The following is a 26,305-nucleotide window of genomic DNA, read 5'->3' as shown; positions in this document are numbered from 1 at the left end:
CTGATTATTACCTTGAAAATCATTCGTATGGCGGAAAATCCCTGTCACACTTTTGATAAGAAAAATCTGTTCTCGGTAAAATGTGTCTATTCTCTTCTCTTAAGGGATTATCGTTCTCATTCAGAGTGCCGATGGAAGGCGCCAGCGCATTACCGATATCCCCGTATTGATTCAACACCGGGCCGCTGCCGTTCAGGCAATCCGCCAGTTGGGGCATCCCCCCGATTGAATTGACGAATATGGAGATAAGGTTATGTCATCAAGCAATGCTTCCGTTAAGGCCGAAGGCGTATTAGCCCTGCTGGGCGCTTATAAACCCGATGAAGACGACACCATTACCGTGCTTCATCCGTCGAAAACGTTCGAGAATGCCGGCCTGGAACTGGTGCGCGGCGATCGCAGTTGGCACGACAAGGGCGTGACCGAAAAGCCGGTCTCCCTGACCTACAGCTTCTGGGAAAAGGCGCCGGGTAATATGTCGAGCATGAGCATCAGCGGCTTCAGCAGCTTTAACGCCGAACAGCGCGAACAGGCCAAACTGTCGCTGCAGTCATGGTCCGACGTGGCCAACATCACCTTCACCGAGACCAGCAACACCGCCGCCGCCAACATCAAATTCGGTCTGTTCGATTACAGCTCGCGCGGCTCCTATGCCTTTGCGTATAACCCGGATTCATCGCCTTCGGTCGCCGGTCAAACCTGGTATAACGCCAAGAACCACACCTTCGTCAACAACCAGATCCATGAAAACGAGTACGGCCGCCAGACCTTCACCCATGAGATCGGTCATGCGCTGGGGTTGCAACACCCGGGCGACTATAACGCCGCGCCGGGCGTCAGCATCACCTACGCTAAAGACGCGACCTACTTCGAAGACAGCCGCGCCCACAGCCTGATGAGCTATTTCAGTGAAAGCAACACTGGGCAGGACTTTAAAGGCGCCTACTCTTCCGGGCCGTTGCTCAATGACATCACGGCGATCCAGCATTTCTACGGCGCCAACATGAACACCCGCACCGGCGACACGGTTTACGGTTTCAATTCCAACACCGATCGCGACTTCCTCACCGCCACCGGCGCGCAGGACAAGATAATCTTCACCGCCTGGGATGCCGGCGGCAACGACACCTTCGACTTCTCCGGCTTCGGCCAAAATCAGCGCATCAACCTGAATGAAAAGGCGTTCTCGGACGTCGGCGGCCTGAAAGGCAACGTGTCGATCGCGGCGGGCGTAACGATTGAAAACGCCATCGGCGGGGCGGGTAACGATGTGCTGGTCGGGAACGCCGCCGATAACGTGCTCAAGGGCGGCGCGGGCGATGATGTGTTGTACGGCGGTAAAGGGGCGGATCAGCTGTGGGGCGGCGCCGGCAAGGACACCTTCGTCTACTTCGCGGCGGATGAGTCGACGGCGGCGGCGCCGGATTGGATCCGCGACTTCGTGCGCGGCGAGGACAAGATCGATCTGACGCTGTTCAACACCGGCAGCGCCGACGGCATCCGCTTCGTCGATCAGTTCAGCGGCAAGGCGGGCGAGGCGAAGCTGAGCTACGATGTGCAAAATCACGTCAGCGATGTGGCGATCAACCTGGGCGGCGCTTTTGACGGCAACGATTTCCTGGTGAAAGTGGTGGGGCAGCCGCTGGATGCCAGCGATTTCGTGTTGGCGTAATGCAGGCAACAAAAATAGGGCGTTTTGGGCAAAAACCCGACAATTCCTATTAATTACGTCATATTAGCGTGACATAGTAGCGCGCAGAAGGCCGGGCTTGCATACCTCGGGCTTCTGTCGGATCGCCAACCTTTTCGGTTGGCGATTCATTTTCCGCCTTTCAGCATGTTGATGGCGGCGCCGAGCAGGATACGCCGTTCGATGTCGTTGCTGTCGGCCAACTGCCGCGCCAGATGTTTCTCCAGCGTTTCCACCGACAGCGCTTCGCCGCGATGGCGCAGCTGCATCACGCCGTCGCCGATCAGGCGGGCGACCTCATCCCATACGGGTTTAATCTCCTGTTCCGAGAACGTCATGGCCTACACCTCGGTGGGTTGATTTTCGCCGAATGTAGCAGTTGAACTGCGGCTTCGCTACCGACGGCCAAAAACAGGAAGCATAAAAAACAAGCCATCAGTATTTCTTCTGGTTTTTGCGCTCAATACTGGCAGTGTCGAAAAGCAGGAGAAAACATCATGAACTGGGTTGAAACCTTGGCGGAGTACTACCGCCTCAGCCGCACGGGTGAAACGCAACATTGGCTGTGCCGTCGCTGGTTGCCACAGGGGGAAGCGCGTCTGGCCTATTTGCGCGAGTTACTGGAGCCGACCGCGGCGCCGCGGCGGTGAGCAGGGCGCCGGCGGCTGGCCGGCGTCGTTTTATGGGATTAACCGAATGCTATCGCCGCCCAACGCAACAGCAGCAACGCCAGGCAGATCAGCAGCAGCACCACCACCATTTTACTGAGCTTGTTGCCCATGCGTTTTGTCGCCACGTCACCCTCTCTTAACTAAGATACCATCCGCCGGCGATGGCGATGAGCAACAGCGTCGCCAACGCGACGCTGTTGAGTAAATCGCTGAAGGTATCGTCAGCATCGAAATCGTCTTGCCGCATGTTGCCGCCTGGCGTTGCTATTGAGTGAATAATGTTCACAGTATGCGCCCCGTAGCGTTGAAGGCACAGCGAAGAACGGTAAAAACTCGTAAAGACGGCGCTGGCGTAACGCGCAGTCGCGCTTGTGACGGATGCAGACGGCCGCCAATACGTTGTACTATCCTGTCTGCATTGAGGCATTTTTCCAAAAGGTATAATCATGGCGACGGCAATTCCACAGAAATACGAGCACCTTGAGCGCTGGGCGTTCGGCGATACCGAACAGCAGGCCGATGAAGTGGTGCAATTGATTTTGAACGGCACCAAAACGGCGACCTGCTCCAATCTGGACGGCGAGGGCATTCCGCAGGCTGGCGATCGGTTCCTGGTGGTGGACGGCAAGGGAGAGCCGGTCTGCGCGGTTGAGCTGACCGCGGTGGAAATGAAAACCTACGATCAGGTCGATGAAGCACACGCCTTTGCCGAAGGCGAGGGCGACCGTTCGCTGGCGCATTGGCGCAAAGAGCTGCAGCGCTTCTTCGAAGAGTACGATCTGTTCTCGCCGGACATGACGCTGGTGCTGATGAATTTCAAAGTCGTCGACAAGTTCTAAACTGATGCGCGCCGTTCCCTACGAGTGCCAGTGGGCGAGCCCGGAGATGGCCGCCGATCTGATCGCCGGCCGCGCGACGCTGGCGCAAGACGAGAATTGGGCGCGCAGCGGCGCCCGCGATCGGGCGGAGTACGTCGAGTGGGCCAACCACGTGTGCGGCATGGCCTGCCTGAAAATGGTGCTGGGCCACCGCGATGGTGAAGCGCCGCCGCTGTTGGAACTGGCGCGCCGCAGCCTGCCCTACGGCGCCTATGTGCGCGAGGGTGAACGGATAAAGGGCCTGATTTACGCGCCGTTCGTCGAGTACGTGCGCGAGCAGTTCGCGCTGCAGGCGGAGGTGACGGTGGGGATGGCGGCCGCCGATGTGCCGGCGCTGCTTCATGAATGCCGCTACTTTATCGCCTCGGTGCATCCCGCCATTCGCCGGCCCGAGAGTATACCGCCGCAGCGGGGCGGGCATCTGGTGTTGATCACCGCCGCCGATGCGCAAAGCGTGACCTTCCATAATCCTTCGGGCGACAGCCCGGCGACGCGCGAGCGAGTACAGCTGTCACTCAACCGCTTCGCCCACTTCTTTGCCGGCCGCGGCATCGCCATCGCATAAAAAAACGCGCTGTTTCTGATAAAGCAGCGCGTCGTCAGCCGACTGGATGCATTTTCATGCCACCCGCATCACCCAGGCGTCCGTCTGTCGATCGTAGTGTTGTTTGTACAGCAGCGACTGCTTGCCGTTGAGGATGGCCGGAATGCTGGTGTGTTCATCCCAGCCGTCGAGCTGCATGCACAGATCCGGATCGGACTTGCAGGGGATGCTCAGGGTGCCTGCACGGTCGGCGGTGGTGTGAAGATGCGCGTCATCGACCTCGAAGCTGCCAATTTTTACGACGGTTTTGCTCATGGGAACTCCTTGCTCAATGATGTGGTAGGAGGTTAGACCAGTTAGGCCATCGGTATGAGCATAGCCAAATGAGCAAAAAATGCCACATAAAAAATACATTTTGGCAACATTCTTCCTGAGCGGCTAGCGGCCGCGCTAATAGGTCACGACATAGCTGACGTTATCCTGATAGGTGCCGACCGGCACTTCGGTCTGCGCCGGATTGACGGCGGCGGTAAAGGGGATGCTTTGCGCCAGGCCAGTGCCGGTGCCGCTTTGCGCGTTGGTGCTGCTCCACACGGTGCTGGTATTGGGCAAATAGATCTGATACTGCAGGAAGTTGCTGGTGCCGCTGATCATTCGCCGCCAGCCGGTGATCGGATTGTTGCCGTTGGTGAAGTAGGAGCTGTAAGACTGGGATTTGGTGCAGGTCAGCGTGATGCTTTGGTTGATCGGATTGAATTGCCCCACTAAGGCCATGCTGCCGAAGTTGACGTTGTTGGCGGTATTGATCAGGCAACTCTTGGTGATGACCGCCGTGACGGTCACGGTGCTGGGTTGATTGGTGCCGTCCCACCAGATGCAAAGCCCTATCACGCCCAGGCCGCAGATATGGTAGTTCCACACCAGGTTGATGGTATCGGTATAGGTGCCGGCGCTGACGTTCGCGCCGACGACGGTTTTGATATACAACGGAAAGTTGACGTTGGCTGAGATCAAGATCAGCGACAGCAGATTCAGCGAGCTGTAATCGATGGTCTGGCCGACGCTATACGGATACTGGTAGTTCGAATCCGGGTAGATCAAATAAGAAATTTTATCGCCTGAGCCGTTGCCATTCAGCAGAGCCATGTTGTTGGTGGTGGAAGCGATCTTGACCGTGACGGTGTTTTGCGACAGCAAATTGAGCCCGAGCCCGGTGCAGTTCAGCCCCGCGGTGCCCTGGGCGCTTATCTGGCCGTTGTAGACGGCGAAGGAGTTGCTGCTGGGCAGGGTAACCGTGCCGTTGGTGGTGGTGCAGTCCGCCAGCGCGCGTTGTCCACACATCAACAGCAGCGCCGCCAAAAAGATTTTCACTTGCCGAGACATCATTCTTCTTCTCCGTGTGTTACTGGCAGACGAGAGGGCCGACGCGTTGCAGCCCCTGCGGGTTGGCCAGGCTGAAACTGACCTGGCACGGCGGGCCGCCGTCGGCCGGGATTACGCTTAACCGGTTGTGTTGCTGCACCGGATCGATATAGGTCATGCCATCCCACCCGACGTAGCTTTGTTGATTGTCGCCGAGCACCGCGACCTGGCTGCCGTTGGCCAGCGGTTTGCCTTGCGCATCGACCAGCTCCACGTCGGCGGCGGACAGGCGCTGGACGGGGAATTCGACCAGGTAGCCACTGTGATCGCGGATGGCGACGGTTTTTTCAACCGCCGGCAGGTTAACGTCCGCCGGTAAATTGAGCGGGTCGATTTGGAACTTGGCGTGGTAATACGAGGTGACGGTGGGCACCAGCAGATAACCTTTGTCGTTGGTGACGCCGATGCGCTGGTTCTCGTAGCTGACCGGAATGCCGGCGTAGCCGTCGGTCGATACCAGCGCGAAGGCATCGTTGATGGTGTTGGTGGCATAAACGCCGCCGTTCATCGCCACCAGAGAACCGCTGACTTCGCCCCAGCGGGTGTAGTCGTTACGGTTGCCATACAGCCCGGCGCGGGTTTCCAACAGCGAGGTGCGCCAGGTCACATCCGCCTGACGATAATCGCTGTTGCTGCCCTGGCCGCCGGCATAGGCCAGATTCCAACCGAAACCGCCGTCGGTCGGCGCGGCGCGGCTGTAAGCCACGCGTTCGCTCCAGCGGTTGCCGGCGTCGCGGGCGGTGCTGACGTTGGCGGTGCCCCAGGTATCGAACGGAATGCTGATCTGCAGCTGAGAGCTGTAACCGTCACCGCCAATCTCGCGGTTCGCCGAGGCGTACAGGCTGATGTTGCGCCACAGCGTCAGGCTGTACGACAGGTTGACCAGGCGAGTGCGCTGGCCGATGGCGTCGCGCACGTCGAAATAACCGGCGCCCAGGCTGCCGAAGCGGCTCAGGCCGATGCTGCCGGTCAGCTGATCGGTGCGGCGGCTCAGCCGATAGCTGCTCTTATAGGTGGAAAGATCGCCAAAGTCCGCGCTGCGCAGCACCCGTTGAGCGTTGAGGCTGAAATACTGATTGCTGTAGGTGTAGCTCAGGCTGGTTTGATCGCCGTGGCGGCCGGCGTACTGATAGACCGGCTCGGCATCCGGTTGCTGCACCGGTTGGCCGGTGACCGGATCGTAATACCGCGGCGTGACCGGCGGGGCGTTGAAAGCGTCGCGGCCCGCCTGGCTGTAGCTGTAGGAGGCGTTGAGCACCCCTAACTGCCCGATGCGCACGCCGGCGCCGGCGCCGGTGACCGCCAACTCCGCCGCACCTTCCGCCCGCCCTTCGATCGTGAGCCAGTCGGTGACGCCGTAACGCCCGCTGCCGCTGGCCACCCACTGGCCGTAGTCCGCAGATCGGTAACCGTAGTTTTGGCGCAGCGCGCCTGCCGACAGGCTGAAATCGCTCAACCCGGCCTGCAGCAGCGAACTGGCGACATAGAACGGCACCGTCGTGCTGATCTGGCGGCCGAGCGCATCGGTCGTCACCACCGTCGCCTGACCGGCGCCGTTGATATAGGGCACGGTATTCAGGGTGAACGGGCCGGGATTCACGTTGGCGGAGGTGTTTTTATAGCTGTTGATGTACAGATCGACGCTGCTCGGCACGGCGGCCTGGCCGGAGAACTGCGGCAGCGGGTAGGTAATGAGATCCGGCCGCGTGGCGAAATTACGCGCCACCTGCAGACCGCCGACGCGCACCGAACTGGTCCAGGGCAGCGAGCCGGTCGTGAGATCGCCGGCGGTATAGCTGAGCATGGTGTCGTCGTCGCTGTAGCGCCAGCTGCTGTCGTAGCGGATATAGCGATTGTTCTGCTGCGCGGCGGTCTCGCCGTTGAAGCTGCTGCGGAAAATGCCGGTGTTGGCGATAACGCCGAAGCCGTCGAACAGCCGCTGTTCGCTCCAGGCGGAAAAATAGCCCGGATTGCCGCGTCCGCCGCTTTGGCTGACGTAGGCGTCGTAATTCAGCAAGAAGCCCAGGCTGCTTTGCGCCGGCAGCCGCTGCTCCGGGTTGGCGTCGCCGAGGGTTTGCCTGGGGAGCCAGTCGTTGGGCACCGAGATCAGCAACTGCTGCGTTTCGCCGCTGTAGGTGACGTCGACCTTATCCAGTTGATCGACGGCGATCTCTTTCACCTGTTTGTCCGTCACCGGCAGGCCGGCATCGATCAGCTGCTGAGGCGTTAAATAGTAATGGCCGCCGCGGTAGGCGACCGGCACGACTTTGCCGGTCGGGCGGCCGTTCACCACCGGCTCCAGATACAGCGTGGTATCCGGCATGCTGACGGCGCGGGGCGGCGGTGGCAAATCGTCGGCGGCAGCAGGCGGCGGGCACAGTTCTACCGCCATACAGAGTACGGCCAGGGCCAGCGGCTTGAGCTGCATGCCGCGTGAGGGCGATGGCGACATCCGCATCACCTGCGCCTCGGGCTCAGTAAGACGGAAGGGTTACGGGCTGCTTGTTGTCGTTGACCATCGCCTGCAGCTTGCCGGCGGCGAAACTGCCCGACGGCGGCAGGGCGAAGCGCATTTGCGCACCCGGCAGCACATAGCCCAGCAGCCCGTTGTTGAGCGGCTTGCCCTGAATGCTGACCTGCGACAGACGAGCATGCACGATGCCGTCATTGCGCACGTCGAGCCAGCGCTGGCTGTTTTGTTGCAGCAGCCGGTAGCTGAGCTTCGGCTGGTTGGCGGTGGCGTAGTCGCGCGGGTGTTCGAAGTCTTGCTTGGTCCAGACGCCTTTGCCGCTGACGAACAGCGGCACCGAATAACGCATCTGGAATTTCAGCCCCATCTGCGCGCCTTTGTCGGGCGCTGCGCCATCTTTATCTTTGATCGGCACTTCATCGACCAGGATGCGGTAAGCCCGCTCTTGTCCGGCGGCGGCCGGCGTCTGCTTGATCAGGCGAATCAGTTGGCGTTTGCCGGGGAGAATGGTGGCGACCGGCGGGCTGGCGAGCACCTCGCTCTGGTTGCGGTAATCGTCCTTACCGCCGGTTTGTTGCCAGCCCAGCACGCGAATTTGCATGTAAACCGGCTTGCTGTCGCGGTTTTCCAGCCACAGGGCCGTCGCCTGCTGGTTGTCTTCAATAACCGGATCGATGGGCCAAATCAGAATGGAGGCGGCGGCGAAGGCCTGCGGCTGGCCGGCTAACAACAATCCTGCCAGCAGGGGCAGGCGAAGCAGAGTACTACGCATAATGTGATCCTTTTAAAAGCTCAATAACTCACCGTCACTAAGACCGTATCGTTGTAGGTGCCGCTGGTGGGCAAGGTGCTGCTCGCCATTAAACTGGCGTAGATTTTTATTTCCTGCGTACTGCCGGTGGAGGAGACGGTTTGGGCGGCGCCGCCGTTGCCGCCGTCTCCCCACAAAACGGCGTAGTTGGCATCCTGGTAGAGCTGGTAAATCAGCGTTTCCGAGGTGACCGAGTTCAACAGCTTGCGCCCGCCGGCGATGGAGCCGGTCACGTTATTGCCGACGTTCAATCCCAGGGTGACGCTGAGCCCGGGGTTGCAGCGGATCAGGATTGAGCCGGCGCCGGCGCTCGAGACAATTTTTATCGGGCTGCTTAAAGACGCCACCTGGCCGAAGCTCATGCTGCCGAACGAGGTGACGTTGGTGATGCCGCTGCCAAGCACGCAGCCTTTGATGATCGAAGCGTTTACCGTGAAGTTTTGGCTGACGGTATCGGCATGTGCCGCCGGCGCGCCGAGCAGCGCCGTCAGCAGCAGGGTGCGCAGCGTTCCGTTAATCACCAATTTATCGTCACCTGTACCGTGTCCGTATAAGTGCCCGTCGCTGGCGTCGTTTGTACCGGGATCATGCCGTACACCGGCAGCCAGACGCTTTGGCCGGTGGCGGTCTGCGTCACGCCGGTGACGTTATCCCAGACGGTGGCGTAGCTGGCGCTGGTATACAGGTTGTAGTTCACGCGGGCGCCCGCCGCGCTTTGCAGATAGCGCGAAGCGGTATTGCCGCTCTGTCCGCCGCTGAGCAGCACCGTGTAACTGGTGCCGTTGTTGCAGTTGATCTGCAGTGCGCCGGCGTTTGCCTGGCCGGTCACTTTTATCGCCGTATTGAGGAAATAGACCGTGCCGAAGTTAAAAGTGCCGAACGTGGTGTTGCCGCCGCTGGTGGTGCCTGCGACACAGGATTTGACCAAGGTAGCGCTGACGCCGACCGTCGCAGTGCTGACGTCGGCGCGGCAAGCGCCCGCCAACGACAGCAGCATGCAGGTGACGGCCAGGCGCGTCATGCTTACCAGGTGACGGTCATGGTGACGGTATCGCTGTACGCGCCTGCCGCCGGGGTGGTGCCCGCGGCGGGCACCAGACCATAGACGATCAACGGGACCGCCGAGCCGGTGCCGGTGCCGGTCAGTACGCCGGTGGTGCTGTTCCACGGCACGGCGTGGGCGCTGTCCTGGTAGAGGTTATAGCTGATGTAGGCGGGCACGCTGCTGGCCATGCGCCGCTGGCTACCGGAGGCGTTGAGGCCGTTGTCCAGCGCCACGGTGTAGTTGGTGCCGGTGGTGCAGTTCAGCCCCAGGGTGCCGGTGCCGCCGCTGCCGGTGGCGCTGGCGGTGATGACGTTAGCCAGCGACGAGTAGGTGCCGAAGCTGATGGAGCCGAAGTTGTTGGTGGTGCCGGAGCTGTTGCCGCCGGTAACGACGCAGCCGGCGCCGATGGTTAAAGTGACGCCCAGCGTGCCCTGAATGGTGCCTGCCGCAAAGGCGGCGCCAGAGGTGCACAGCAGGGCCGCTGCCGAGGTTAATGCCGCCAGAGTCTTTTTCATCATGGTTCCTTGCCGTAGTAGAGAAGCCTGCCAAAAAGCCCGAAAAATGAGTCAAATGCATTAATCTATTTACAGATTAATTAATAGAATAAGAACGGGAGAATGTCTTGCGGAAAGATTAAAAATTTTATTTATTTTTAAGCGAGATCGCAGGTTGAGTGCAGCGTAAACACATCAGGGGGAATCGTGTTTGAGACAACGAGATGGTGGATAGGAATATTATTATATTAATGAATAACGGAGCGCCGTGGTGGCGCCCCGTGTCGGCAGGCATCACCAGGTCACGGTCATGGTGACGGTATCGCTGTACACGCCGGCGGCCGGGGTGGTGCCTGCGGCGGGCACCAGACCGTAGACGATCAGCGGGACCGCTGAACCGGTGCCGGTGCCGGTCAGCACGCCGGTGGTGCTGTTCCACGGCACGGCGTGGGCGCTGTCCTGATAGAGGTTATAGCTGATGTAGGCGGGCACGCCGCTGGCCATGCGCCGCTGGCTGCCGGAGGCGTTGAGGCCGTTGTCCAGCGCCACGGTGTAGTTGGTGCCAGTGGTGCAGTTCAGCCCCAAGGTGCCGGTGCCGCCGCTACCGGTGGCGCTGGCGGTGATGACGTTAGCCAGCGACGAGTAGGTGCCGAAACTGATGGAACCAAAGTCGTTGGTGGTGCCGGAGCTGTTGCCGCCGGTGACCACGCAGCCGGCGCCGATGGTCAAAGTGACGCCCACCGTGCCCTGAATGGTGCCCGCTGCGTTGGCTGCGCCGCTGATGCACAGCAGAGGTGTTAACGAGAGCAAAACCAGCAGAGTTTTTTTCATCATGATTCCTTGCCATGTCAGAGAAAGTCCGCAAAAACGCCACCCAGAGCTGAGTTGCACGCATTTATTTACTTACATTTAAATTAATAGGATAAGAACGTGAAATTGTCTTTATCAAAGGTCAAAACTTTTTAATTGGCACAGGGCAAACGTGCGCGGGTGAAATAACGTGATGGTGAAATGATTAGAATAATAACGAATGGTGATGGGAATATTGTTATCTTTATTTATCGCCGGGGAAAGCGGCTCCCCGGCGCCAGGGCGATTACAGGTGAAAATCCAGCGCGCCGTCGCGCACCAGCTCGCGCGGCAGGTTGTTCTTGATGCGGCTGCCGATGCGTTTGGCGATGCCCAGCGGTTGCCCCTGATAGGTGACGATGCACTCGTCGCCCGCCGGCGGCTGCTCAGGGTAGAGATCGCGGCCGTGATACCACTCCTGGGCCAGCGCGGCGTCCAGCTCGAAATGCTGTTTGCCGTCGGCGCCCGCGAGGGCGATGGCCGCTTCATGCTGCCAACGGAACCCTTTCGGGAAGCGCTCCGCCAGCTTGAGGCCGATACGCGAGAAGCGCACTTTGCCGAACAGCGGCTCCAGCTCGGCCGGGAACAGCCAGATTTCCTTGTCGCGCTCCCACAGCCGGCTGTCATCGCCCCAGGTTAAGCCGGATGCGGCGGCGGCTTGGGCGACCAGCGCCGCCTCTTTGCCGGACAGCGGGCTGAACGGGAATTTCCCAACTTTATAGGTCGGCTTCGCCAACGGCGCCACGGCGCGCTGTTTACGCAGGCGGGCGACGAAAAACCCTTCGCTGTCGTAAATCTGCGGGAAGACGTGCAGGAAGCCCTCGGCGGTCAACGCCTTGTCGGCGCCGGGGAACAGCTCACCCAGCGGCTCGATGCTGACCGCGTCGCCATAGGTGTCCAGCAGCCAGCGCACCACCTGCTGATTTTCCTGCGCATTGAGGGTGCAGGTGGAATAAACCATCACGCCGCCCGGCGCCAGCGCATGAAACGCACTGTCGATCAGCTCGCGCTGGGTGGCGGCGATTTCGGTCACGCTTTCCGGCGACCAGTTGCTCATAGCGTCTGGATCTTTGCGCACCACGCCTTCGCCGGAGCAGGGGGCGTCGAGCAGAATGGCGTCGAAACTCTCCGGCAGCGCGGCGCCGAACACCCGGCCGTCGAAGTGGGTCAGCGCCGTGTTCTTCACGCCGCAGCGGCTGATATTGGCGTGCAGCACTTTCACCCGGCTGGCGGAGTATTCGTTGGCGACGATGCCGCCCTGATTATCCATCAACGCGGCGATCTGGGTGGTTTTGGAGCCCGGCGCGGCCGCCACGTCCAGCACCCGATGGGGCGCTGCGCCGCCGGCGAACAGCGCGCTGACCGGCAGCATCGAGCTGGCCTCCTGAATGTAGAACAGACCGCTCAAATGTTCGGCGGCGCTGCCTAATCGCAGTTCTTCATCGTCGCGCTCGATCCAGAACCCTTCCGCGCACCAGGGAATGGGCTCCAATCGCCAGTCGTAATCCTGCACCAGCGCCAGGAAGTCGGCGACGCTGATTTTCAGCGTGTTGACGCGCAGGCTACGGCGCAGCGGGCGCTGGCAGGCGGCGATAAAATCGTCCATCGCCAGTTCGGCGGGCATGATGGCGCGGGTGGCGTCAAGGAAAGCGGGGGGCAGAAAAACGGCGGTGGATTTGGCCACGGGGCGAACTCTCAGGGTGCAATAAAGACAAGGGCGAGAGTTTATCACAAAGCGGAAAAAAACAGGGCCCGGCATTGCCGGGCCCTGAGGAAAACGCGAAAGTTAATCGCGCGGAATGGCGGTGCCCCAGGTTTTCCAGTCCTTCGGCTCTTCCGGATTCAGCAGGAAGTGCTTGTTCGGCGTGGCTTTCGGCGCCAGCGGGATGGTTGGCGGGGTGGCGAAGGCGATGCCGCCGCGAATGAACTGCTGGAAGGTGCCGCTCTTGATCACGCCGCCGGTCAGGCCGAACTGCAGGTTGTAACCCGACGCCAGCCAGAACACGCTGTTGTTGCGCACCAGATGCTGGTACTTCTTGCTGATGCGCAGCGCGACGTGCACCCGATCGGACATGGCGCCGAGGTAGAAACCGGTGATGGTGCCGACCTCCACGCCGCGGAACAGCACCGGCGTGCCGATCTGCAGCGAGCCGGTTTCGGCGGCGTCGAGCACCACGCTCAGCCCATCGAGATAGCGCGAATCGGTGATGCTGGCCTGCTGCAGTTCGAAGGTGCGCAGCTCGCGCCCACGGCCCGGCTCCACGTTGATATAAGGCTGGAGCAGGGTATCGAGGTTGCTGACGCCGGCGGCGGAGATCTCCGGCGACACGATCGAGAAGCGGCTGCCGAGACGCGCGAAGGTCTGCACGTATTCCGGATACAGCACCGCTTTGGCCAATACTTCGTTGCGCTCCGGCGCCAGCTGCAGCGACTCCACCTGGCCGACGTCGATGCCGAGGTAACGCAGCGGCATGCCCGCCGACAGCTTGCTGGCGTCATAGGTTTTCAGCGTGATTTGGCTGCCCACCGCGCGGGCGGCGGTTTCGTTGGCGTACAGTACGCGGTTGGCGCCTTTGTTCAGCGTCACGCCCTGCAGGTTGTCGAAGCTGATGGCGCCTTTCAGCGCGCGGTTGAGCGGTGAAGCCTGCACCGTCAGGCCGCTGCCGTTGAGCTGCACCTTGGCGCCGCCTTCGGCCCAGAAGATGCTTTCACGGGTCAGCAACTTACGGTATTCCGGGCTGATGTAGACGTCCACCTCAAACTCGTTGGCCTTCGGCCGAACGTTGACGATCTCGCCCACCTGGAATTTACGATACAGCACCACTGAGCCGGCCTGCACGTCCGGCAGGCTGGTGGCGCTGAGGGTTAGGGTGGTGGAAGGGGCGTTGCCGACGATGCCTTCCTCGGCTTTTTCGCTGTTGGCGTACAGCGGGTACTGGCCACCAGGCTCCCCTTTGCTGCCGGGGATAATGCGCACGCCGCCGTCTACCCACTCCTGCGCGCTGGCGCCGAGCACTTCCATGCCGTCGATCCCCAGCTTGACGTCGAGGCGGCTGTTGACCACGAATTTGCTGTCTTTGTGCAGCAGGCCGCGATATTGCGCATCAACGGCGGCGGTGAATACCACGCCGCCGGCGGTCAAGGTGCGGCTCAGGATTTGGCCGACTTTCACGCCGTGCACCACCAGCGGCTGCCCGACGTCGATGCCGTAGCTTTGCGGCGCATTTAGCGTGACGGTCAACACACCCGGCTGTTGCAACAGCGTTTCGCTGCTGTCCAGCACGTTGAAGCGCTGCTGCGGTTCGCCTTCACCCGGCACCAGCTCCAGCGTGGTACCGGTCAGCAGTTGGCTGAGCTTGGCGTCGTTGAGGCTGATGCGCGGGCTGCGCATCACGATGCGGGTGCCGCTGCGCATCAGATCGACCACCGAAGGATCGATGGTCAGTTCACCGATGACTTTGCTGTCCTGTTGCAACGTCAGCTTGGTCAGGGTACCGACCTGCAGCCCCTGGTACATCAGCGGCGTGCGGTTTTCACTCAAATTGTTGCCGCTCGGCAGATCCAGCAGAATATTGACGCCGCGCTGGCTGTGGGCCAGGTCCGGGTAAAGGGTATAGTTCTGATCGCCTTTGGCCTGCTGGCCATCGGCCGGCGAGTCGAAGGCGATGGCGCCGTTGACCAGCGCCGCCAGGCTCTCCATCTGCACCGTGGCGCCGGACAGGCTGAAATCGCCCTTGAAGCCGGAGACATTCCAGAAGCGGCTGTTGCTCTTCACCAGGTTGGCGAAGCGGCGGTCGATCAGCACGTCGATGGTTACGCCCTTGTTGCCTTCGCTGATGGTGTAGTCATATACCTTGCCGACCGGGATTTTACGGTAATAGACCAGCGAGCCGCTGTTGAGCGAACCCAGGTCGTCGGCGTGCAGGTGAATCATTAGTTCGCCGGTGTTCAGACGGTACTTCGGCTGGGTATCGAGCGCGGTGAAGTGGGTTTGCTCCTTGCCGCCGCCGGGCATCATGCCGATGTAGTTGCCGCCGACCAGCGCATCGAGTCCGGATACCCCGGCCAGCGAGGCCTTGGGCGTCACCAGCCAGAACTGGGTGCCTTCGCGCAGCGAGTCTTCCAGATCGCTTTTGATGCTGGCTTCCACCACGATGCTGCGCAGATCTTTGCTCAGGCTGATTTTTTGCACCGTGCCGACCTCAACGCCCTGGTAGCGCACCGGCGTGCGGCCGGCGACGATGCCCGCCGCCGATTGGAAATCGATGGTGACGGTGGTGCCGCGTTCCTGGAAATTGTTATAGACCAGCCACCCGGCAATCAGCAGGGCGATGAACGGCAGTAACCAGAACGGTGAAATGCGGCGTTTGTTCTTGACCCGCGCTTCAATCGGTGTAGTCGGCGTTTCCTGTTGCATGTGCATCCCAAATCAATCGGCTATCGAGCCATTCAACGGCAAGAATAGTCAAAATGACCGCCGAGCCAAAGTAAAACGCGGCCGGTCCCATAGTAAAAGATAACAGTTGATCGCGATTTACCAGCGACATCATCAAGGCGATAACGAACAGATCGAGCATCGACCAACGGCCGATCCAGGTGACCAGGCGCAGCAGACGAATGCGCGTCTTCAGGCTGTGCGAGGTTTTAAAGTGGATGCTCAGCAACAACATGATCAGCACGATCACCTTGGTGAAGGGCACCAGTACGCTGGCGATGAACACGATGGCGGCGATCGGCACGTTGCCGGAGGTGGCCAGGGAGACCACGCCGGAGAAAATGGTGTCTTCCAGCCGCGTGCCGTTGGCGTAAATGATGGAAATCGGCAGCAGGTTGGCCGGTATCAGCAGGATCATCGCCGCGATCAGCGCCGCCCAGGTTTTCTGCAGGCTGTAGGGCTGGCGATGGCACATCGGCACATGGCAACGCGGGCAGCGGCCACGCGCGTCGGGATAGCCGGTATAGTGGCAGGACAGACAAATGTGCAGCGCCGTCGGTGGGCCTTCCGGCTGTTCCTGCGGATAGTAGCGCTCCCACAGCTGTTCCAGGTTGACGTGGATCAGCGTCAGGATGCTCAGCACCGTGAGCGACAGGTAAGCGATCAGCGCGCTGCCGGGCTGGATGTCGGCGTAATCCTGCACTTTGATCGCCGCCACCGCCATGCCGATCAGATAAATGTCCAGCATCACCCACTCTTTGAGCCGCTCCAGCATCAGCAACACCGGGCGCAGGTTCATGCCGAGCGCATGGCCGAAGCGCAGGTAGAGCAGCGACAGCACCAGCGTCAGCGGGGCGCCGATGGTGCAGAATGCCACCATGCTGGCGGTGAGCGGATCGCCCTGGCGGCTCATCTGCCAGATGCCCTCCAGCAAACTGGCGTCGATGCGCGTGCCGAGCAGGCGGATGCTGATCAGCGGTTCGGTGAAAGCGAACGGCATCAGCAGCAGCATGGTGATCGCCATGGCGGTCAGACGCGTCATCGACCAGTCGCGGCCGTGCACCACCTTGGCGTTGCAGCGCGGACAATAAGCGGCCTGATTACCGCTGAGCGGCGGCAGCACGAACAGCAGGTCGCACTCGCAGCAGCGTTGGTGGCGCGCTTTGGAAAGGGGGGCGGTGATCGCGTGTATTTTCATTTTTGACAAGTAGCTGCCCCTGAGCCCGCCGGAACTGTCAGCGTAGCTGAAAAATAAACCGGCCGCGTCACCGGCGATCGGGTGCCGGACGGTAAAACGAGGTAAACCGGGATTCTGAGCGGCAAACATACCCCGAGCGACGGGGTTTTGTGAAGCAACAGATGATTAACCTTGTGGCTATACGCATTTAATGCTTATTTTATAGGGCCTAAGCTTTGGGCTTCTGGCCATCTTCACTGTTTCAATGGTTAACACATGACAAAAGAACAATTCTACGCGGAATTAAAACGTGACCTGAGCGCGTTGCTCGGCGGGGAAACCAACTTTATCGCGGCGCTGTCCAACGCCAGCGCGTTGCTCAACGAGCGTCTGGATGACGTGAACTGGGTCGGTTTCTATCTGATGGATGGCGACCAACTGGTGCTGGGGCCGTTCCAGGGCAAGATCGCCTGCGTGCGCATTCCGGTGGGCAAGGGCGTATGCGGCACGGCGGTGGCGGAAAATCGCGTGCAGCGCGTCGGCGACGTGCATGCGTTTCCGGGCCATATCGCCTGCGATGCGGCCAGCAACGCGGAAATCGTGCTGCCGCTGGCGGTTGGCGGCCGGGCGATCGGCGTTTTGGATATCGATAGCACGGTTTATCAACGCTTCGACGAACAGGACGAAGTGGGCCTGAAAGCAGTGGTGGCGGGGCTTTGTGAGCAACTGGAACAGTGTGACAGTGCGAAATATGTGACTGTGGCGGCAAGTTGATCGACGGTTAACGTGGCAATTACCGATGGCGTCATTATAATGACGCCTGTTCATGCCTGTGGCTTGTTGGCAATACCGTTGTAATCAGGAAATTTCATGGAAAATCAACCTAAGTTGAACTCTAGTAAAGAAGTCATTGCTTTTCTTGCCGAGCGTTTTCCGCTCTGCTTTAGCGCCGAAGGCGAAGCTCGTCCGCTGAAAATCGGTATTTTTCAGGATTTGGTAGAGCGCGTGCAGGGGGAAGAGAATCTCAGCAAAACGCAATTGCGTTCTGCCCTGCGCCTATACACCTCAAGCTGGCGTTACCTATACGGCGTCAAGGTTGGCGCGCAGCGCGTCGACCTGGACGGCAATCCGTGCGGTGAACTGGAGCAACAGCATGTCGATCATGCTCGCCAGCAGCTTGAAGAAGCCAAAGCGCGCGTTCAGGCACAGCGTGCCGAACAAAACGCCAAAAAACGTGAAGCCGCCGGCGAATCCGCCGATGCCGCTCCGCGCCGTCCGCGTCCAGCCGGTAAAAAGCCCGCTGCGCGTCGCGAAGGCGGAGCCGCGCCGGAAAACCGCAAGCCGCGCCCACAAACTCGCCCACAGCCCGCTCGCCAACCTCGTGCAGCCAAAGAGGAAAGCCAGCCGCGTTATGCGCCAGTCACGGATATCTCTAAACTGCAAATTGGCCAGGAAATCAAAGTCAGAGCAGGCAAGAGCGCGATGGATGCTACCGTACTCGAAATCGCTAAAGATGGCGTACGTGTGCAGCTCTCTTCCGGTCTGGCGATGATTGTGCGCGCAGAACACTTGCAGTTCTGATACGGAGGCCAACCCAGGCATGAACAAATTCGTCAGATTAACAGCGATTGCAGGGCTGCTGTGGGCGGGTGTCAGTTACGGCGCGGAAACAGCCAACATCCGCATCGGCCAACTGCCCCAACTGCAACAGGAACCCCAGCACGCTACGGTGAGTGAGCGCGTCACCTCGCGCTTCACTCGCTCTCATTACCGCCAGTTCGCCCTCGATGCGGAATTTTCGGGCAAGATCTTCGATCGCTACCTGAACATGCTGGACTACAACCATAACGTGTTGCTGGCCTCCGACGTGGCGCAGTTCGCCGGCAAACGCAATCAGGTTGGCGAAGAGCTGAAAACCGGCAAGCTGGACACCTTCTACGCGCTGTTCAATCTGGCGCAGAAACGCCGCTTTGAGCGTTACACCTATGCGTTGTCGTTGCTGGACAAGCCGATGAACTTCACCGGCAACGGCACTATCGATCTCGATCGCAGCAAAGCGCCGTGGCCGAAAGACAAGGCCGAGCTGGATAGCCTGTGGGATGCGAAAGTCACCTATGACGAGCTGAACCTCAAGCTGACCGGCAAGACCGACAAAGAAATCCGCGACACGCTGACCAAGCGCTATCAGTTCGCCATCAAGCGCCTGACGCAAAGCAACAGCGAAGACGTCTTCCAGCTGGCGATGAATGCCTTTGCGCATGAAATCGACCCGCACACCAACTATCTGTCTCCACGCAACACCGAGCAGTTCAACACCGAGATGAGCCTGTCGCTGGAAGGCATCGGCGCGGTGCTGCAGATGGATGACGACTACACCCTGATCAACTCGATGGTGCCGGGCGGTCCGGCGGCGAAGAGCAAGGCGATCACCGTGGGCGATCGCATCGTCGGCGTCGGCCAGGCCGGCAAACCGATGGTGGACGTGATCGGCTGGCGCCTGGACGACGTGGTGTCGTTGATCAAAGGGCCGAAGGGCAGCAAGGTGCGCCTTGAGATCCTGCCGGCCGGCAAGGGCACCAAAACCCGCGTGGTCACCTTGACCCGCGAGCGCATCCGTCTGGAAGACCGCGCGGTGAAAATGACCATCAAGACCGTCGGCAAAGAGAAGGTGGCGGTGTTCGACATCCCCGGCTTCTATGTCGGTCTGACCGATGACGTGAAAGTGCAACTGCAGAAGATGGCCAAGCAGAACGTCAAAAGCGTGATCATCGATCTGCGCACCAACGGCGGCGGCGCGCTGACCGAAGCGGTGTCGCTGTCCGGCCTGTTCATTCCGAGCGGCCCGGTGGTGCAGGTGCGCGACAACAATGGCAAAGTGCGCGAAGACGCCGACACCGACGGCGTGACTTACTATAAAGGCCCGCTGGTGGTGCTGGTCGATCGCTTCAGCGCCTCCGCCTCCGAAATTTTCGCGGCGGCGATGCAGGATTACGGCCGCGCGCTGATTGTCGGCGAGCCGACCTTCGGTAAAGGCACCGTGCAGCAGTATCGTTCGCTGAACCGTATCTACGATCAGATGCTGCGCCCTGAGTGGCCGGCGCTCGGTTCCGTGCAGTACACCATTCAGAAGTTCTACCGCGTCAATGGCGGCAGCACCCAGCGCAAGGGCGTGACGCCGGACATTCTGATGCCGACCGGCGTCGATCCGGCGGAAACCGGCGAAGCGTTTGAAGACAACGCCATGCCGTGGGACAGCATCAATGCGGCGACCTACAGCAAGACCGGCGATATGGCGCCGTTCGAGCCGGAGCTGCTGAAAGATCACCAGCAGCGCATCGCGCAAAATCCGGAGTTCCAGTACATCGCGCAGGATATCGCGCATTACAAGGCGCTGAAGGATAAACGCAACATCGTGTCTCTCAATCTGGCGGTACGTGAGAAAGAGAACCACGATGACGACGCGACCCGTCTGAAACGCATCAACGAGCGTCTGGAACGTGCGGGCAAGAAGCCGCTGAAATCGCTTGACGATCTGCCGAAGGATTACCAGGAGCCGGATCCGTACCTGGATGAAACCGTGCATATCGCGCTGGACCTGGCTCATCTGGAAAAGGATCAGCCCGCTCAGCAGCCGACGCCGGCCAAATAAGGCCACGGCTTTGCCTGTGAAAAACGCACCCTCGGGTGCGTTTTTTTTTGGTTGCGGCAAGCCCGGCTTAAGCCGGTTTCTTGCGATGACGCAGCCCGAGCTGAAGGCAGGAAACCACCACCAGCAGACAGCCGAACAGCGACAGCAGCAGCGGGATCTCATGCCAGAACAGCCAGCCCCAGGCGATGTTGAACACGATGCCGATATAGCGCACCACCGAGACCACGATCAGGTTATCGGAAGAGAAGGCCTGGGTTAAGACGACCTGCCCCAACAGCGACACCAGGGCGATGGCGAGCAGAATGGCGAACTGATAGGCGTTGGGCCAAACGAACGCGTTCCATATCAGCGGCAGCGAGATCAGCGTTGCGATGAACAGGAAGTAGAACACGATCTCGTAGTTGTGGTGGCGCTTGCTGAGTTTGTTGACCGACAGATAGGCGATCGAGGCGAACACCGCGCTCATCACGCCGACCAGCGACGCCAAGGTATAGGCCGAGAAGTGCCACGGCCGCACCAGCAGCACCGCGCCGATGATGACCATCGCCAGCCAAAACGCGGTATTGGCGTTGACCCGTTCACGCAGCACCAGCAAGGAGAGCAAAATGGAGAAAAACGGCGACAGATAGGCCAGCATGCTGGCGTCGGCCAGCGTCAGATGGGCAATGCTGTAAAAATAACAAATGAGATACAGCCCGCCCATGGTGCCGCGCAACACCAGCAGCGGCCGGTCTACGCGGCTGAAGGCGACGCGGTGGCGGTACATCAGCAGCAGAACCAGCAGACAGCCGATGCTGCTGCGAAAGAACACGATTTCACCGGTGGGAATAGCATCGGAGATGGTTTTAACCAGCGCGTTCATGACGCTGAAAATCAACGAGGCAAAAATGGCCAGTAGCGCACCCTGATTCATGCTTGCCTCCGCCATTGTCGGTAAATGATGTCCGCCTGCTCGTCGCAGGTATCGTCCAGCAACGAACGATGACAATGCTCGGCGCCGATCCGGGTGACGAAGTGCTGCAGCGCCTGCTGAAAGCGCGCCAACAGACGCTGGGCGGCGGGCATCTCGACGTCAAGCCGCTGAGCCAGCAAGACCAGGACGCGCAGTTTGCGCACGTCCTCTTGCGGCACGCGCGGCAGGCGCCAGCGCCCCTGGGCATCCTGGAAGACGCGGGCGACCCTGACGGCGGAAAAATCATAGTAGCGGCCCTGCGCGTCCGGCTCGGAATAGGGGTCGACCAGCAGCGCGGTATAACGCGTAAACAGCGCATAGCATTGCTCCGTCGGCGTGAGCTGCGGGAATTGGTCAATCCAGCGGCGGCTCACCATGCGGGGTGGCACCGGGTAGTTGTCGTCATTCAAAAAGCGCAGCAGGTTAATGGCCTCGATGCCGAGCCGGTTGAGCAACTGCTGGTAATCCTGCGAGAGCGCCAGCATGTCGGCGATCGCCTCGGGACAGATGGGGCCCTCGGGGTGGGTTTTATACAGGTACTGGATCGGCGCCTGCGGCTGGAATATCGCCTGCAGCGTGGTTTTGGCCAACGCCAGCGGAGGATGAACATAATTGGTGATGCTGAAGCGCTCGGCGGCGAGCAGGCTGTCGCAGCGTTGGGCGTCAATGCCGTGACGCGCCAGCAGCGAGCAAAGCCAGTCGAGTTCGGCGCAGTCTGACCTTGCGCCTGCGCCGGCCAGATAAATCCGCTGCTTGAACGCCTTGGTGTAGGCGCGGCAAGGCTGCTCGGCGTTCTGGTATTTGGTATCGGCGTAGTAGCTCGACAGGCTGATGACCTCGACGTGGGATTGCCCGGCGTCCTGCAGCAGGCTTTGCGCCATCAGGCCGGAGCCGATGGAGGGAGAGAGCAGGATCAGTGAGCGCAGTTGGGGCAACGCCGCCCATGGCACCTGTCGCAGCACGTCATGGTATTGATCGGCGGGGACGGCAAGGATCAGTCTGCGCCAGTCGCCGCCGACGAGCGCCAGATCATCGCAATAGCGATCAATCGTCACCTGCGCATCGTCTTGGGTGCGCTGCGCCTTACCGGCGCCCGTCAGCCACAGGCTGGGCGTGTGCGCCAGATGTTGCTTCAGGCGGCGCCCTTTTTCGCTGGGGCGGTTGTACAGGCCGATGCGCGCATTGCCCGCGGCCTTGATGTCCGCAGCCAGTTGGATCGCCGCCGGGCCGGCGCCGAGGATCAGGGTGGGAAAGGCATTATTCATGGCGGTGAGGCTCCAAAATCAAAAGGTCGTACAGCGGGGTGGTGAGCGGTTTACCGCTGACGCGCCAGGGCGAGCCGGCGGCCTGGTGGTGGTAAGGGCAGTTGAAGATCGACTTGAGGCCATTGCCATAGCGCACCAGCAATTTGCCGCACTGGGGCAGCAAAGGCCGCAGCGCCTTCAGCAAACCCTGTTTGTCCGCCACCAGGGAGGCGATGATGATGTGATCGATATCGTTGCGCGTCAGGCCGTTCAGCTTGTCGATGCAGGGCATCTGCTGCACCAGCCCCAGGTGGCGCGTGAGCCGGCGGGCAAAACGCTGGGCCGCCGGATCGCAATCGTAGCAAATGACGGTGGCGGAGAGCCTGGCGACCAGCGCCAGCGCCGTGGTGGGCAATGCGCCGCTGCCCACCAGCAGCACCCGTTCGCCGGGTTTAATGTCGGCGGCCGCGATCTCCAGCTGCAGCGCGCGGTCGAAACTGTTCAGGTAGGCGTTGGTTTGCGCCGGTTCCCGGCACAGCGCCGAGACGCGATGCTTCTCGTAGTCGCACAACGCGGCGTTGGCCGTCGCCCGTAGTTGGGTGATCTGCGCCGTGATCAAACGGTCGTTTTCCAGCTTTTGACGATAGGCCTGCAGCTGCGGTTCGTCGTTAAAGGCCTGCAGGCGGCTGAAACGACGTTCCAGCAGGGAAAAATGGCGCCGATCTTGCCGGGCGGAACGGTGAAGCTGGTGAATTTCCTGTTGCAAGCCGGCGAGTTGCGCCAGCATGTCCGCCTTGGTCAGAGTGTACATGGGGATTCTCCGTGTGCGTGTAACAGCTGTGTCGGCAGCAGATAGGGGTAGCCCTGCGGGCTGACGCCGTTTTCGATGCCGACGCCAAATACGCGAGACACCATCGGATGTCCCATCATCTGATGGGTATCGCCGTGGCAAACAACGCGTCCGTGCGCGAGCAGCGTGAGTGAGTGGCAATAGCGCAGCGCCAGCCCCAGATCGTGGATCACCAGCAGCGTGATGCAGCGGTGGCGCCGGCCGTAGTCGGCGATCTGATTGAGCACGCGCAGCTGGTGGTGGATATCCAGCGCGCTGGTGGGTTCGTCGAGCAAAATGATCTGCGGCTGAGAGACGAAGGCCTGAGCCAGCATCACCAACTGTCGCTGGCCGCCGCTGAGACGGTTGAAGGGGCGATCGGCGAGCGCGGAAATGCCGCATTCCGTAAGCGCCTGCTCGACCGCATCGGCCTGGGCGGCGCTGACGCGCCAGCTCAACTGGCGCACCTTGCCCAACAGCACCATGTCAAAAGCGGTCAATGCCGAATCGCAGCGATTAAGCTGCGGCACATAGGCGATACGGCAGGTTTTCGGATCGAGAGGGCGTTCGCGGTAAGCGATCTCGCCGCTGCACGGCACCATGCGATTAATCGCTTTGAGCAGCGTCGATTTGCCGGCGCCGTTGGGGCCGATGATGCCGCCGAGCTGCGCCTCCGGCCAGCTCAATGAAACGTCTGTCAACAGCGAGCGGCGATGCAGCGAGACGCCGACGCGGGTGAGGGTCAGTTGAGTCATGGGCGTTTAACCTGTCGAGTGACGAAGTAAAACAGCACCGGCACGCCGATCAGGGCGATAACGATGCCGATGGGCACCACGCCGTTCGGCATCACCAGCTTGGCGACGATCGAGGCGCACAGCAGCAGCAGGCTGCCGCAGAGGGCGGAAATGCAGATCAGGTAGCGCTGGTCCTCACCCACCAGAAAGCGGGCGAAATGCGGGGCGATCAGCCCGACGAACCCGATGGTGCCGACAAACGAGACCGAGGCGGCCGTCAGCAAGGTCGCCAGTAGAAAGGCCAGCTTGCGCAAGGCGCTGACATTGATGCCCAGCCCCTGGGCCTGTTCTTCGCCGGCGGACAGCGCCGTTAGCCGCCAGGCGAGCCGCAGACTGACGAACAGCGCGCACAGCAATACGACGCCGGTGATCGCCACGCCGTGCATATTGGCTTTGAGCAGGCTGCCGAACAGCCAAAAGACAATTTGCTGCATGGCTTCCGGCGAGGCCAGAAACAGCAGCAGCGATTGCAGCGACTGAAAGAAAAACAGCACCACGATGCCGCTCAACACTAATATTTGCGGCGTCATGCCGCGGCGTTGTCCCAGCAGATAGACAGGCACGCAGGCGAGCAACGCCATCAGCGAAGCCAGCAGCGGTGTGCCCAGCGCCAACGCGCCGCCCAGGCTGAAGCCGGTGAGGATCGCCAGCGCCGCGCCGAACCCCGCCGCGGCAGAGATCCCCAGCGTATAGGGGCTGGCGAGGGGATTGGCCAGCACGGTCTGCATCAGCAGGCCCGCCAGCGCCAGACTGGCGCCGACCACCAAGGCGGTGAGCGTCATCGGCAAGCGAATCGACCAGAAAACTGCCTGATGCAGTGCGTTGCCAGGCGCAGAGCCGGGCCAAAGCATCCGCATGATATCCGTGAGGCCAAGTTGCGCGGCGCCGACGGTGAGATCGATGGCGGTCGCCGCCAGCAGCGCGCCGAGCAGCGCCAGCGTCAGTAGCCCGCGGCGCAGCCTGCGCCGTCGCAAAAACGCACGTCCTGTGTGGGCCACGGTTATTCTCCTTGCCAGCGTTGCAAGAAGACGCCGTCCGCCTCTATCGGCAAATATTGATGGTAGAACTGCGCCAGATTGCGCGCGGGATCAACATCGGCAAACGCGGTGGGATAGAGCGCTTTCGCCAGATACTGGACAAAGATAAAATCGTAAATCGTGCGCGCGCCGCCATGGTAAAGCGCATAAAGACGCTGATTTTTTACCGCCGGCAGTTGCGGCCATCCCGCCCGCCGGGCGTATTGCGTCAGGCGCGTCTGTAGGGGGGCTGCCTGCGTGCCGTAGCCCATCGGCACGGCGTTCGGCATGTTTTCCCAGTCGCCACCGGCGAGAAAAATCACCTCGGGCCGTTGGGTCAGGACATAGTCGGCGCGCAAGGGGGAAGGGCTGCCGACGACGCCGGCGGCGATATTGTCGGCGCCGGCCAGCTGCAGCAGCGGCCCCCAGATCGATGCGCCATAGCTGCTGCCGTACTCGCCGGGGCCCTTGTCCCCCAGCTCAATGTAGGTGACCGGCGGCGGCAGCTGCGCCTGGCGGATGCGCCGCCGGGTATCCTCGAGGCTTTGGCGATATTCGTCGGCCAGCCGTTCCGCTCGCTCGGCGTGGCCCATCGCCTGGCCCATTAACCGGATGCTGGCGAGCTTGACTTCAACGCCCTGATTGAAGTCGACGACAATGTAAGGAATGTTGAGCTGTTGCAGCACCGGCAGATAGTTGGCGAAGCCGTCGAGCTGCCACTTCGCCAGGATCAGCAGGTCTGGTCGCGTGGTCAGCAGGCGTTCAAAATCGAAGCTCTGGTTATAGAGCGAACCGACATCGACCAGTTGAGCGAGCCGTGGCAGCGCCGCCTGATAGCGCGCCCATTGGCTGGCGCGCAACGCCCAGTCGCTTTTGGAGAAGGCGACGACCTGTTGATAACTCTCCGGGCCGTTCACCGCCAGAAAATCTTCGTAGTAAAAGCCGATATAGGCGCGCTGTGCGGGGGCGGTCAGGGTAACCTGGCGTCCTTCAACGTCGGTGAGGTGAATTTCAGCGTGCGCGACCTGGCAGAAAAGCAGCCACGTCGCCAGCATCCAGACGATACGCGATAACATGATTGACATCCCTTTACGATTATTTGTTATGTTATAATGTAACAATCAATCGCGAGATTCAAACTTTCGTCGCCGCTGAATCAGGCGGGGCATGATGAAACGTGCTGAGCGAATATTGACCTATAAAGCGTGAGGATAACGTTTCTCGTTGTCATGGCGTGCGGGCAAAGAAATTTTTCTGCAAAATCCCTCCGCCTTGCGCAACAATCGTTTACAATTTGCCAAATCCCGGTCGCGCGTCGTTTTTGTAAAGTTTCGT

The 26,305-nt window shown here is 60.7% G+C and carries 26 protein-coding genes; 7 read left to right on the top strand and 19 right to left on the bottom strand.

The genetic code is table 11. The annotated features are described in order from the left end of the window. Nucleotides 1–253: 253 nt before the first annotated feature. On the top strand, nucleotides 254–1,672 hold the full coding sequence (locus IMX17_RS07790) for a serralysin family metalloprotease (RefSeq protein ID WP_182264599.1): 1,419 nt from the start codon (nucleotides 254–256) through the stop codon (nucleotides 1,670–1,672). A 146-nt stretch (nucleotides 1,673–1,818) separates the two neighbouring features. Here the strand turns inward: IMX17_RS07790 and IMX17_RS07785 are convergent, their stop codons facing one another. Beyond that, complete coding sequence (locus IMX17_RS07785; RefSeq protein WP_004931526.1) at nucleotides 1,819–2,028, bottom strand: hypothetical protein; 210 nt, start codon at nucleotides 2,026–2,028, stop codon at nucleotides 1,819–1,821. A 159-nt stretch (nucleotides 2,029–2,187) separates the two neighbouring features. On the opposite strand from IMX17_RS07785, the gene IMX17_RS07780 reads away from it, so the two are divergent. Beyond that, nucleotides 2,188–2,340 (top strand): hypothetical protein, encoded by a 153-nt coding sequence (locus IMX17_RS07780; RefSeq protein ID WP_162837208.1) that lies wholly within the window; start codon nucleotides 2,188–2,190, stop codon nucleotides 2,338–2,340. A gap of 38 nt (nucleotides 2,341–2,378) precedes the next feature. On the opposite strand, the gene yniD is transcribed toward IMX17_RS07780, so the two are convergent. Beyond that, complete coding sequence (gene yniD, locus IMX17_RS25205) at nucleotides 2,379–2,471, bottom strand: small membrane protein YniD (RefSeq protein WP_016928013.1); 93 nt, start codon at nucleotides 2,469–2,471, stop codon at nucleotides 2,379–2,381. A 336-nt stretch (nucleotides 2,472–2,807) separates the two neighbouring features. Here yniD and IMX17_RS07775 point away from each other — a divergent pair, with 336 nt between their 5' ends. After that, nucleotides 2,808–3,200, top strand: a complete 393-nt coding sequence (locus IMX17_RS07775; protein WP_033638276.1) for an ASCH domain-containing protein — start codon at nucleotides 2,808–2,810, stop codon at nucleotides 3,198–3,200. A gap of 4 nt (nucleotides 3,201–3,204) precedes the next feature. Next, nucleotides 3,205–3,804, top strand: coding sequence for a C39 family peptidase (locus IMX17_RS07770; RefSeq protein WP_046898541.1), 600 nt, complete (start codon nucleotides 3,205–3,207; stop codon nucleotides 3,802–3,804). 54 nt (nucleotides 3,805–3,858) lie between these two features. Here IMX17_RS07770 and IMX17_RS07765 read toward each other — a convergent pair whose 3' ends face one another. The 11 genes from IMX17_RS07765 to yebS all read right to left on the bottom strand — a co-directional run bounded on the left by IMX17_RS07765 (nucleotide 3,859) and on the right by yebS (nucleotide 16,507). Continuing rightward, nucleotides 3,859–4,098: a YebV family protein gene (locus IMX17_RS07765; RefSeq protein ID WP_193549577.1), complete on the bottom strand. Its 240-nt coding sequence runs from the start codon at nucleotides 4,096–4,098 to the stop codon at nucleotides 3,859–3,861. A 135-nt stretch (nucleotides 4,099–4,233) separates the two neighbouring features. Then, nucleotides 4,234–5,169: a spore coat protein U domain-containing protein gene (locus tag IMX17_RS07760; protein WP_193549576.1), complete on the bottom strand. Its 936-nt coding sequence runs from the start codon at nucleotides 5,167–5,169 to the stop codon at nucleotides 4,234–4,236. Between the two features lie 16 nt (nucleotides 5,170–5,185). Continuing rightward, nucleotides 5,186–7,657: a fimbria/pilus outer membrane usher protein gene (locus IMX17_RS07755; protein ID WP_370570999.1), complete on the bottom strand. Its 2,472-nt coding sequence runs from the start codon at nucleotides 7,655–7,657 to the stop codon at nucleotides 5,186–5,188. 22 nt (nucleotides 7,658–7,679) lie between these two features. Further along, a complete protein-coding gene (locus IMX17_RS07750) occupies nucleotides 7,680–8,447 on the bottom strand; it encodes a molecular chaperone (RefSeq protein WP_094142178.1) in 768 nt (255 codons plus the stop codon). A 20-nt stretch (nucleotides 8,448–8,467) separates the two neighbouring features. After that, the gene (locus tag IMX17_RS07745) at nucleotides 8,468–8,983 is read right to left on the bottom strand and encodes a spore coat U domain-containing protein (protein ID WP_370571131.1); all 516 of its coding nucleotides are present in this window, start codon (nucleotides 8,981–8,983) and stop codon (nucleotides 8,468–8,470) included. Nucleotides 8,984–9,003: 20 nt separating this feature from the next. Then, nucleotides 9,004–9,507 (bottom strand): spore coat U domain-containing protein, encoded by a 504-nt coding sequence (locus IMX17_RS07740; RefSeq protein ID WP_046898540.1) that lies wholly within the window; start codon nucleotides 9,505–9,507, stop codon nucleotides 9,004–9,006. Between the two features lie 2 nt (nucleotides 9,508–9,509). Then, a complete protein-coding gene (locus IMX17_RS07735; RefSeq protein ID WP_046686938.1) occupies nucleotides 9,510–10,046 on the bottom strand; it encodes a spore coat protein U domain-containing protein in 537 nt (178 codons plus the stop codon). Between the two features lie 273 nt (nucleotides 10,047–10,319). Continuing rightward, the gene (locus IMX17_RS07730; RefSeq protein ID WP_046898539.1) at nucleotides 10,320–10,856 is read right to left on the bottom strand and encodes a spore coat protein U domain-containing protein; all 537 of its coding nucleotides are present in this window, start codon (nucleotides 10,854–10,856) and stop codon (nucleotides 10,320–10,322) included. Nucleotides 10,857–11,121: 265 nt separating this feature from the next. Further along, nucleotides 11,122–12,558 (bottom strand): 16S rRNA (cytosine(1407)-C(5))-methyltransferase RsmF, encoded by a 1,437-nt coding sequence (gene rsmF, locus IMX17_RS07725; protein WP_193549573.1) that lies wholly within the window; start codon nucleotides 12,556–12,558, stop codon nucleotides 11,122–11,124. A gap of 102 nt (nucleotides 12,559–12,660) precedes the next feature. After that, nucleotides 12,661–15,291, bottom strand: a complete 2,631-nt coding sequence (locus IMX17_RS07720) for a PqiB family protein (protein WP_193549572.1) — start codon at nucleotides 15,289–15,291, stop codon at nucleotides 12,661–12,663. Next, the gene (gene yebS, locus IMX17_RS07715; RefSeq protein WP_046898636.1) at nucleotides 15,260–16,507 is read right to left on the bottom strand and encodes a membrane integrity lipid transport subunit YebS; all 1,248 of its coding nucleotides are present in this window, start codon (nucleotides 16,505–16,507) and stop codon (nucleotides 15,260–15,262) included. The genes IMX17_RS07720 and yebS overlap by 32 nt, the downstream gene beginning before the upstream one ends. A 255-nt stretch (nucleotides 16,508–16,762) precedes the next feature. Between yebS and IMX17_RS07710 the strand changes: the two genes are divergently transcribed. The 3 genes from IMX17_RS07710 (at nucleotide 16,763) to prc (ending at nucleotide 20,135) form a co-directional block, all read left to right on the top strand. Further along, a complete protein-coding gene (locus tag IMX17_RS07710; protein WP_033642843.1) occupies nucleotides 16,763–17,260 on the top strand; it encodes a GAF domain-containing protein in 498 nt (165 codons plus the stop codon). A 96-nt stretch (nucleotides 17,261–17,356) separates the two neighbouring features. Further along, a complete protein-coding gene (proQ, locus tag IMX17_RS07705; RefSeq protein WP_004931497.1) occupies nucleotides 17,357–18,067 on the top strand; it encodes an RNA chaperone ProQ in 711 nt (236 codons plus the stop codon). Between the two features lie 19 nt (nucleotides 18,068–18,086). After that, nucleotides 18,087–20,135 carry a carboxy terminal-processing peptidase gene (prc, locus tag IMX17_RS07700; protein WP_033642845.1) on the top strand — a complete coding sequence of 683 codons (2,049 nt, stop codon included), beginning with the start codon at nucleotides 18,087–18,089 and terminating at the stop codon, nucleotides 20,133–20,135. A gap of 67 nt (nucleotides 20,136–20,202) precedes the next feature. On the opposite strand, the gene IMX17_RS07695 is transcribed toward prc, so the two are convergent. Genes IMX17_RS07695 through IMX17_RS07670 form a run of 6 tightly spaced genes read right to left on the bottom strand, consistent with a single transcriptional unit; the run spans nucleotide 20,203 to nucleotide 26,046 of the window. Next, nucleotides 20,203–21,048: a DMT family transporter gene (locus tag IMX17_RS07695; protein WP_193549571.1), complete on the bottom strand. Its 846-nt coding sequence runs from the start codon at nucleotides 21,046–21,048 to the stop codon at nucleotides 20,203–20,205. Then, entirely contained in the window at nucleotides 21,045–22,352 is a 1,308-nt protein-coding gene (locus IMX17_RS07690) for an opine metallophore biosynthesis dehydrogenase (protein WP_182264590.1), read from the bottom strand. The genes IMX17_RS07695 and IMX17_RS07690 overlap by 4 nt, the downstream gene beginning before the upstream one ends. Then, nucleotides 22,345–23,142 (bottom strand): nicotianamine synthase family protein, encoded by a 798-nt coding sequence (locus tag IMX17_RS07685; protein WP_033642848.1) that lies wholly within the window; start codon nucleotides 23,140–23,142, stop codon nucleotides 22,345–22,347. The genes IMX17_RS07690 and IMX17_RS07685 overlap by 8 nt, the downstream gene beginning before the upstream one ends. Further along, entirely contained in the window at nucleotides 23,130–23,915 is a 786-nt protein-coding gene (locus tag IMX17_RS07680) for an ABC transporter ATP-binding protein (protein WP_046898535.1), read from the bottom strand. The genes IMX17_RS07685 and IMX17_RS07680 overlap by 13 nt, the downstream gene beginning before the upstream one ends. Next, nucleotides 23,912–24,952 carry an iron ABC transporter permease gene (locus IMX17_RS07675; protein WP_046898534.1) on the bottom strand — a complete coding sequence of 347 codons (1,041 nt, stop codon included), beginning with the start codon at nucleotides 24,950–24,952 and terminating at the stop codon, nucleotides 23,912–23,914. Before IMX17_RS07675 ends, IMX17_RS07680 begins: the two co-directional genes overlap by 4 nt. A gap of 2 nt (nucleotides 24,953–24,954) precedes the next feature. After that, nucleotides 24,955–26,046 carry an ABC transporter substrate-binding protein gene (locus tag IMX17_RS07670; RefSeq protein ID WP_046898533.1) on the bottom strand — a complete coding sequence of 364 codons (1,092 nt, stop codon included), beginning with the start codon at nucleotides 26,044–26,046 and terminating at the stop codon, nucleotides 24,955–24,957. Between the last annotated feature and the right edge of the window lie 259 nt (nucleotides 26,047–26,305).

The organism is Serratia sp. X3 (assembly GCF_014982455.1).
In the GTDB taxonomy this organism is placed as follows: domain Bacteria; phylum Pseudomonadota; class Gammaproteobacteria; order Enterobacterales; family Enterobacteriaceae; genus Serratia; species Serratia ureilytica.
Note: the sequence above shows the minus strand (reverse complement) of the source record. Positions and strands in the feature narration are given on the sequence as shown.

Bases quoted from the DNA above. Each gene is read 5' to 3' on its own strand.
- IMX17_RS07790 (WP_182264599.1), top strand. From the start codon at position 254: ATGTCATCAAGCAATGCTTCCGTTAAGGCCGAAGGCGTATTAGCCCTG.
- IMX17_RS07785 (WP_004931526.1), bottom strand. From the start codon at position 2,028: ATGACGTTCTCGGAACAGGAGATTAAACCCGTATGGGATGAGGTCGCC.
- IMX17_RS07780 (WP_162837208.1), top strand. From the start codon at position 2,188: ATGAACTGGGTTGAAACCTTGGCGGAGTACTACCGCCTCAGCCGCACG.
- yniD (WP_016928013.1), bottom strand. From the start codon at position 2,471: ATGGGCAACAAGCTCAGTAAAATGGTGGTGGTGCTGCTGCTGATCTGC.
- IMX17_RS07775 (WP_033638276.1), top strand. From the start codon at position 2,808: ATGGCGACGGCAATTCCACAGAAATACGAGCACCTTGAGCGCTGGGCG.
- IMX17_RS07770 (WP_046898541.1), top strand. From the start codon at position 3,205: ATGCGCGCCGTTCCCTACGAGTGCCAGTGGGCGAGCCCGGAGATGGCC.
- IMX17_RS07765 (WP_193549577.1), bottom strand. From the start codon at position 4,098: ATGAGCAAAACCGTCGTAAAAATTGGCAGCTTCGAGGTCGATGACGCG.
- IMX17_RS07760 (WP_193549576.1), bottom strand. From the start codon at position 5,169: ATGATGTCTCGGCAAGTGAAAATCTTTTTGGCGGCGCTGCTGTTGATG.
- IMX17_RS07755 (WP_370570999.1), bottom strand. From the start codon at position 7,657: ATGTCGCCATCGCCCTCACGCGGCATGCAGCTCAAGCCGCTGGCCCTG.
- IMX17_RS07750 (WP_094142178.1), bottom strand. From the start codon at position 8,447: ATGCGTAGTACTCTGCTTCGCCTGCCCCTGCTGGCAGGATTGTTGTTA.
- IMX17_RS07740 (WP_046898540.1), bottom strand. From the start codon at position 9,507: ATGACGCGCCTGGCCGTCACCTGCATGCTGCTGTCGTTGGCGGGCGCT.
- IMX17_RS07735 (WP_046686938.1), bottom strand. From the start codon at position 10,046: ATGAAAAAGACTCTGGCGGCATTAACCTCGGCAGCGGCCCTGCTGTGC.
- IMX17_RS07730 (WP_046898539.1), bottom strand. From the start codon at position 10,856: ATGAAAAAAACTCTGCTGGTTTTGCTCTCGTTAACACCTCTGCTGTGC.
- IMX17_RS07720 (WP_193549572.1), bottom strand. From the start codon at position 15,291: ATGCAACAGGAAACGCCGACTACACCGATTGAAGCGCGGGTCAAGAAC.
- yebS (WP_046898636.1), bottom strand. From the start codon at position 16,507: ATGAAAATACACGCGATCACCGCCCCCCTTTCCAAAGCGCGCCACCAA.
- IMX17_RS07710 (WP_033642843.1), top strand. From the start codon at position 16,763: ATGACAAAAGAACAATTCTACGCGGAATTAAAACGTGACCTGAGCGCG.
- proQ (WP_004931497.1), top strand. From the start codon at position 17,357: ATGGAAAATCAACCTAAGTTGAACTCTAGTAAAGAAGTCATTGCTTTT.
- prc (WP_033642845.1), top strand. From the start codon at position 18,087: ATGAACAAATTCGTCAGATTAACAGCGATTGCAGGGCTGCTGTGGGCG.
- IMX17_RS07695 (WP_193549571.1), bottom strand. From the start codon at position 21,048: ATGAATCAGGGTGCGCTACTGGCCATTTTTGCCTCGTTGATTTTCAGC.
- IMX17_RS07690 (WP_182264590.1), bottom strand. From the start codon at position 22,352: ATGAATAATGCCTTTCCCACCCTGATCCTCGGCGCCGGCCCGGCGGCG.
- IMX17_RS07685 (WP_033642848.1), bottom strand. From the start codon at position 23,142: ATGTACACTCTGACCAAGGCGGACATGCTGGCGCAACTCGCCGGCTTG.
- IMX17_RS07680 (WP_046898535.1), bottom strand. From the start codon at position 23,915: ATGACTCAACTGACCCTCACCCGCGTCGGCGTCTCGCTGCATCGCCGC.
- IMX17_RS07670 (WP_046898533.1), bottom strand. From the start codon at position 26,046: ATGTTATCGCGTATCGTCTGGATGCTGGCGACGTGGCTGCTTTTCTGC.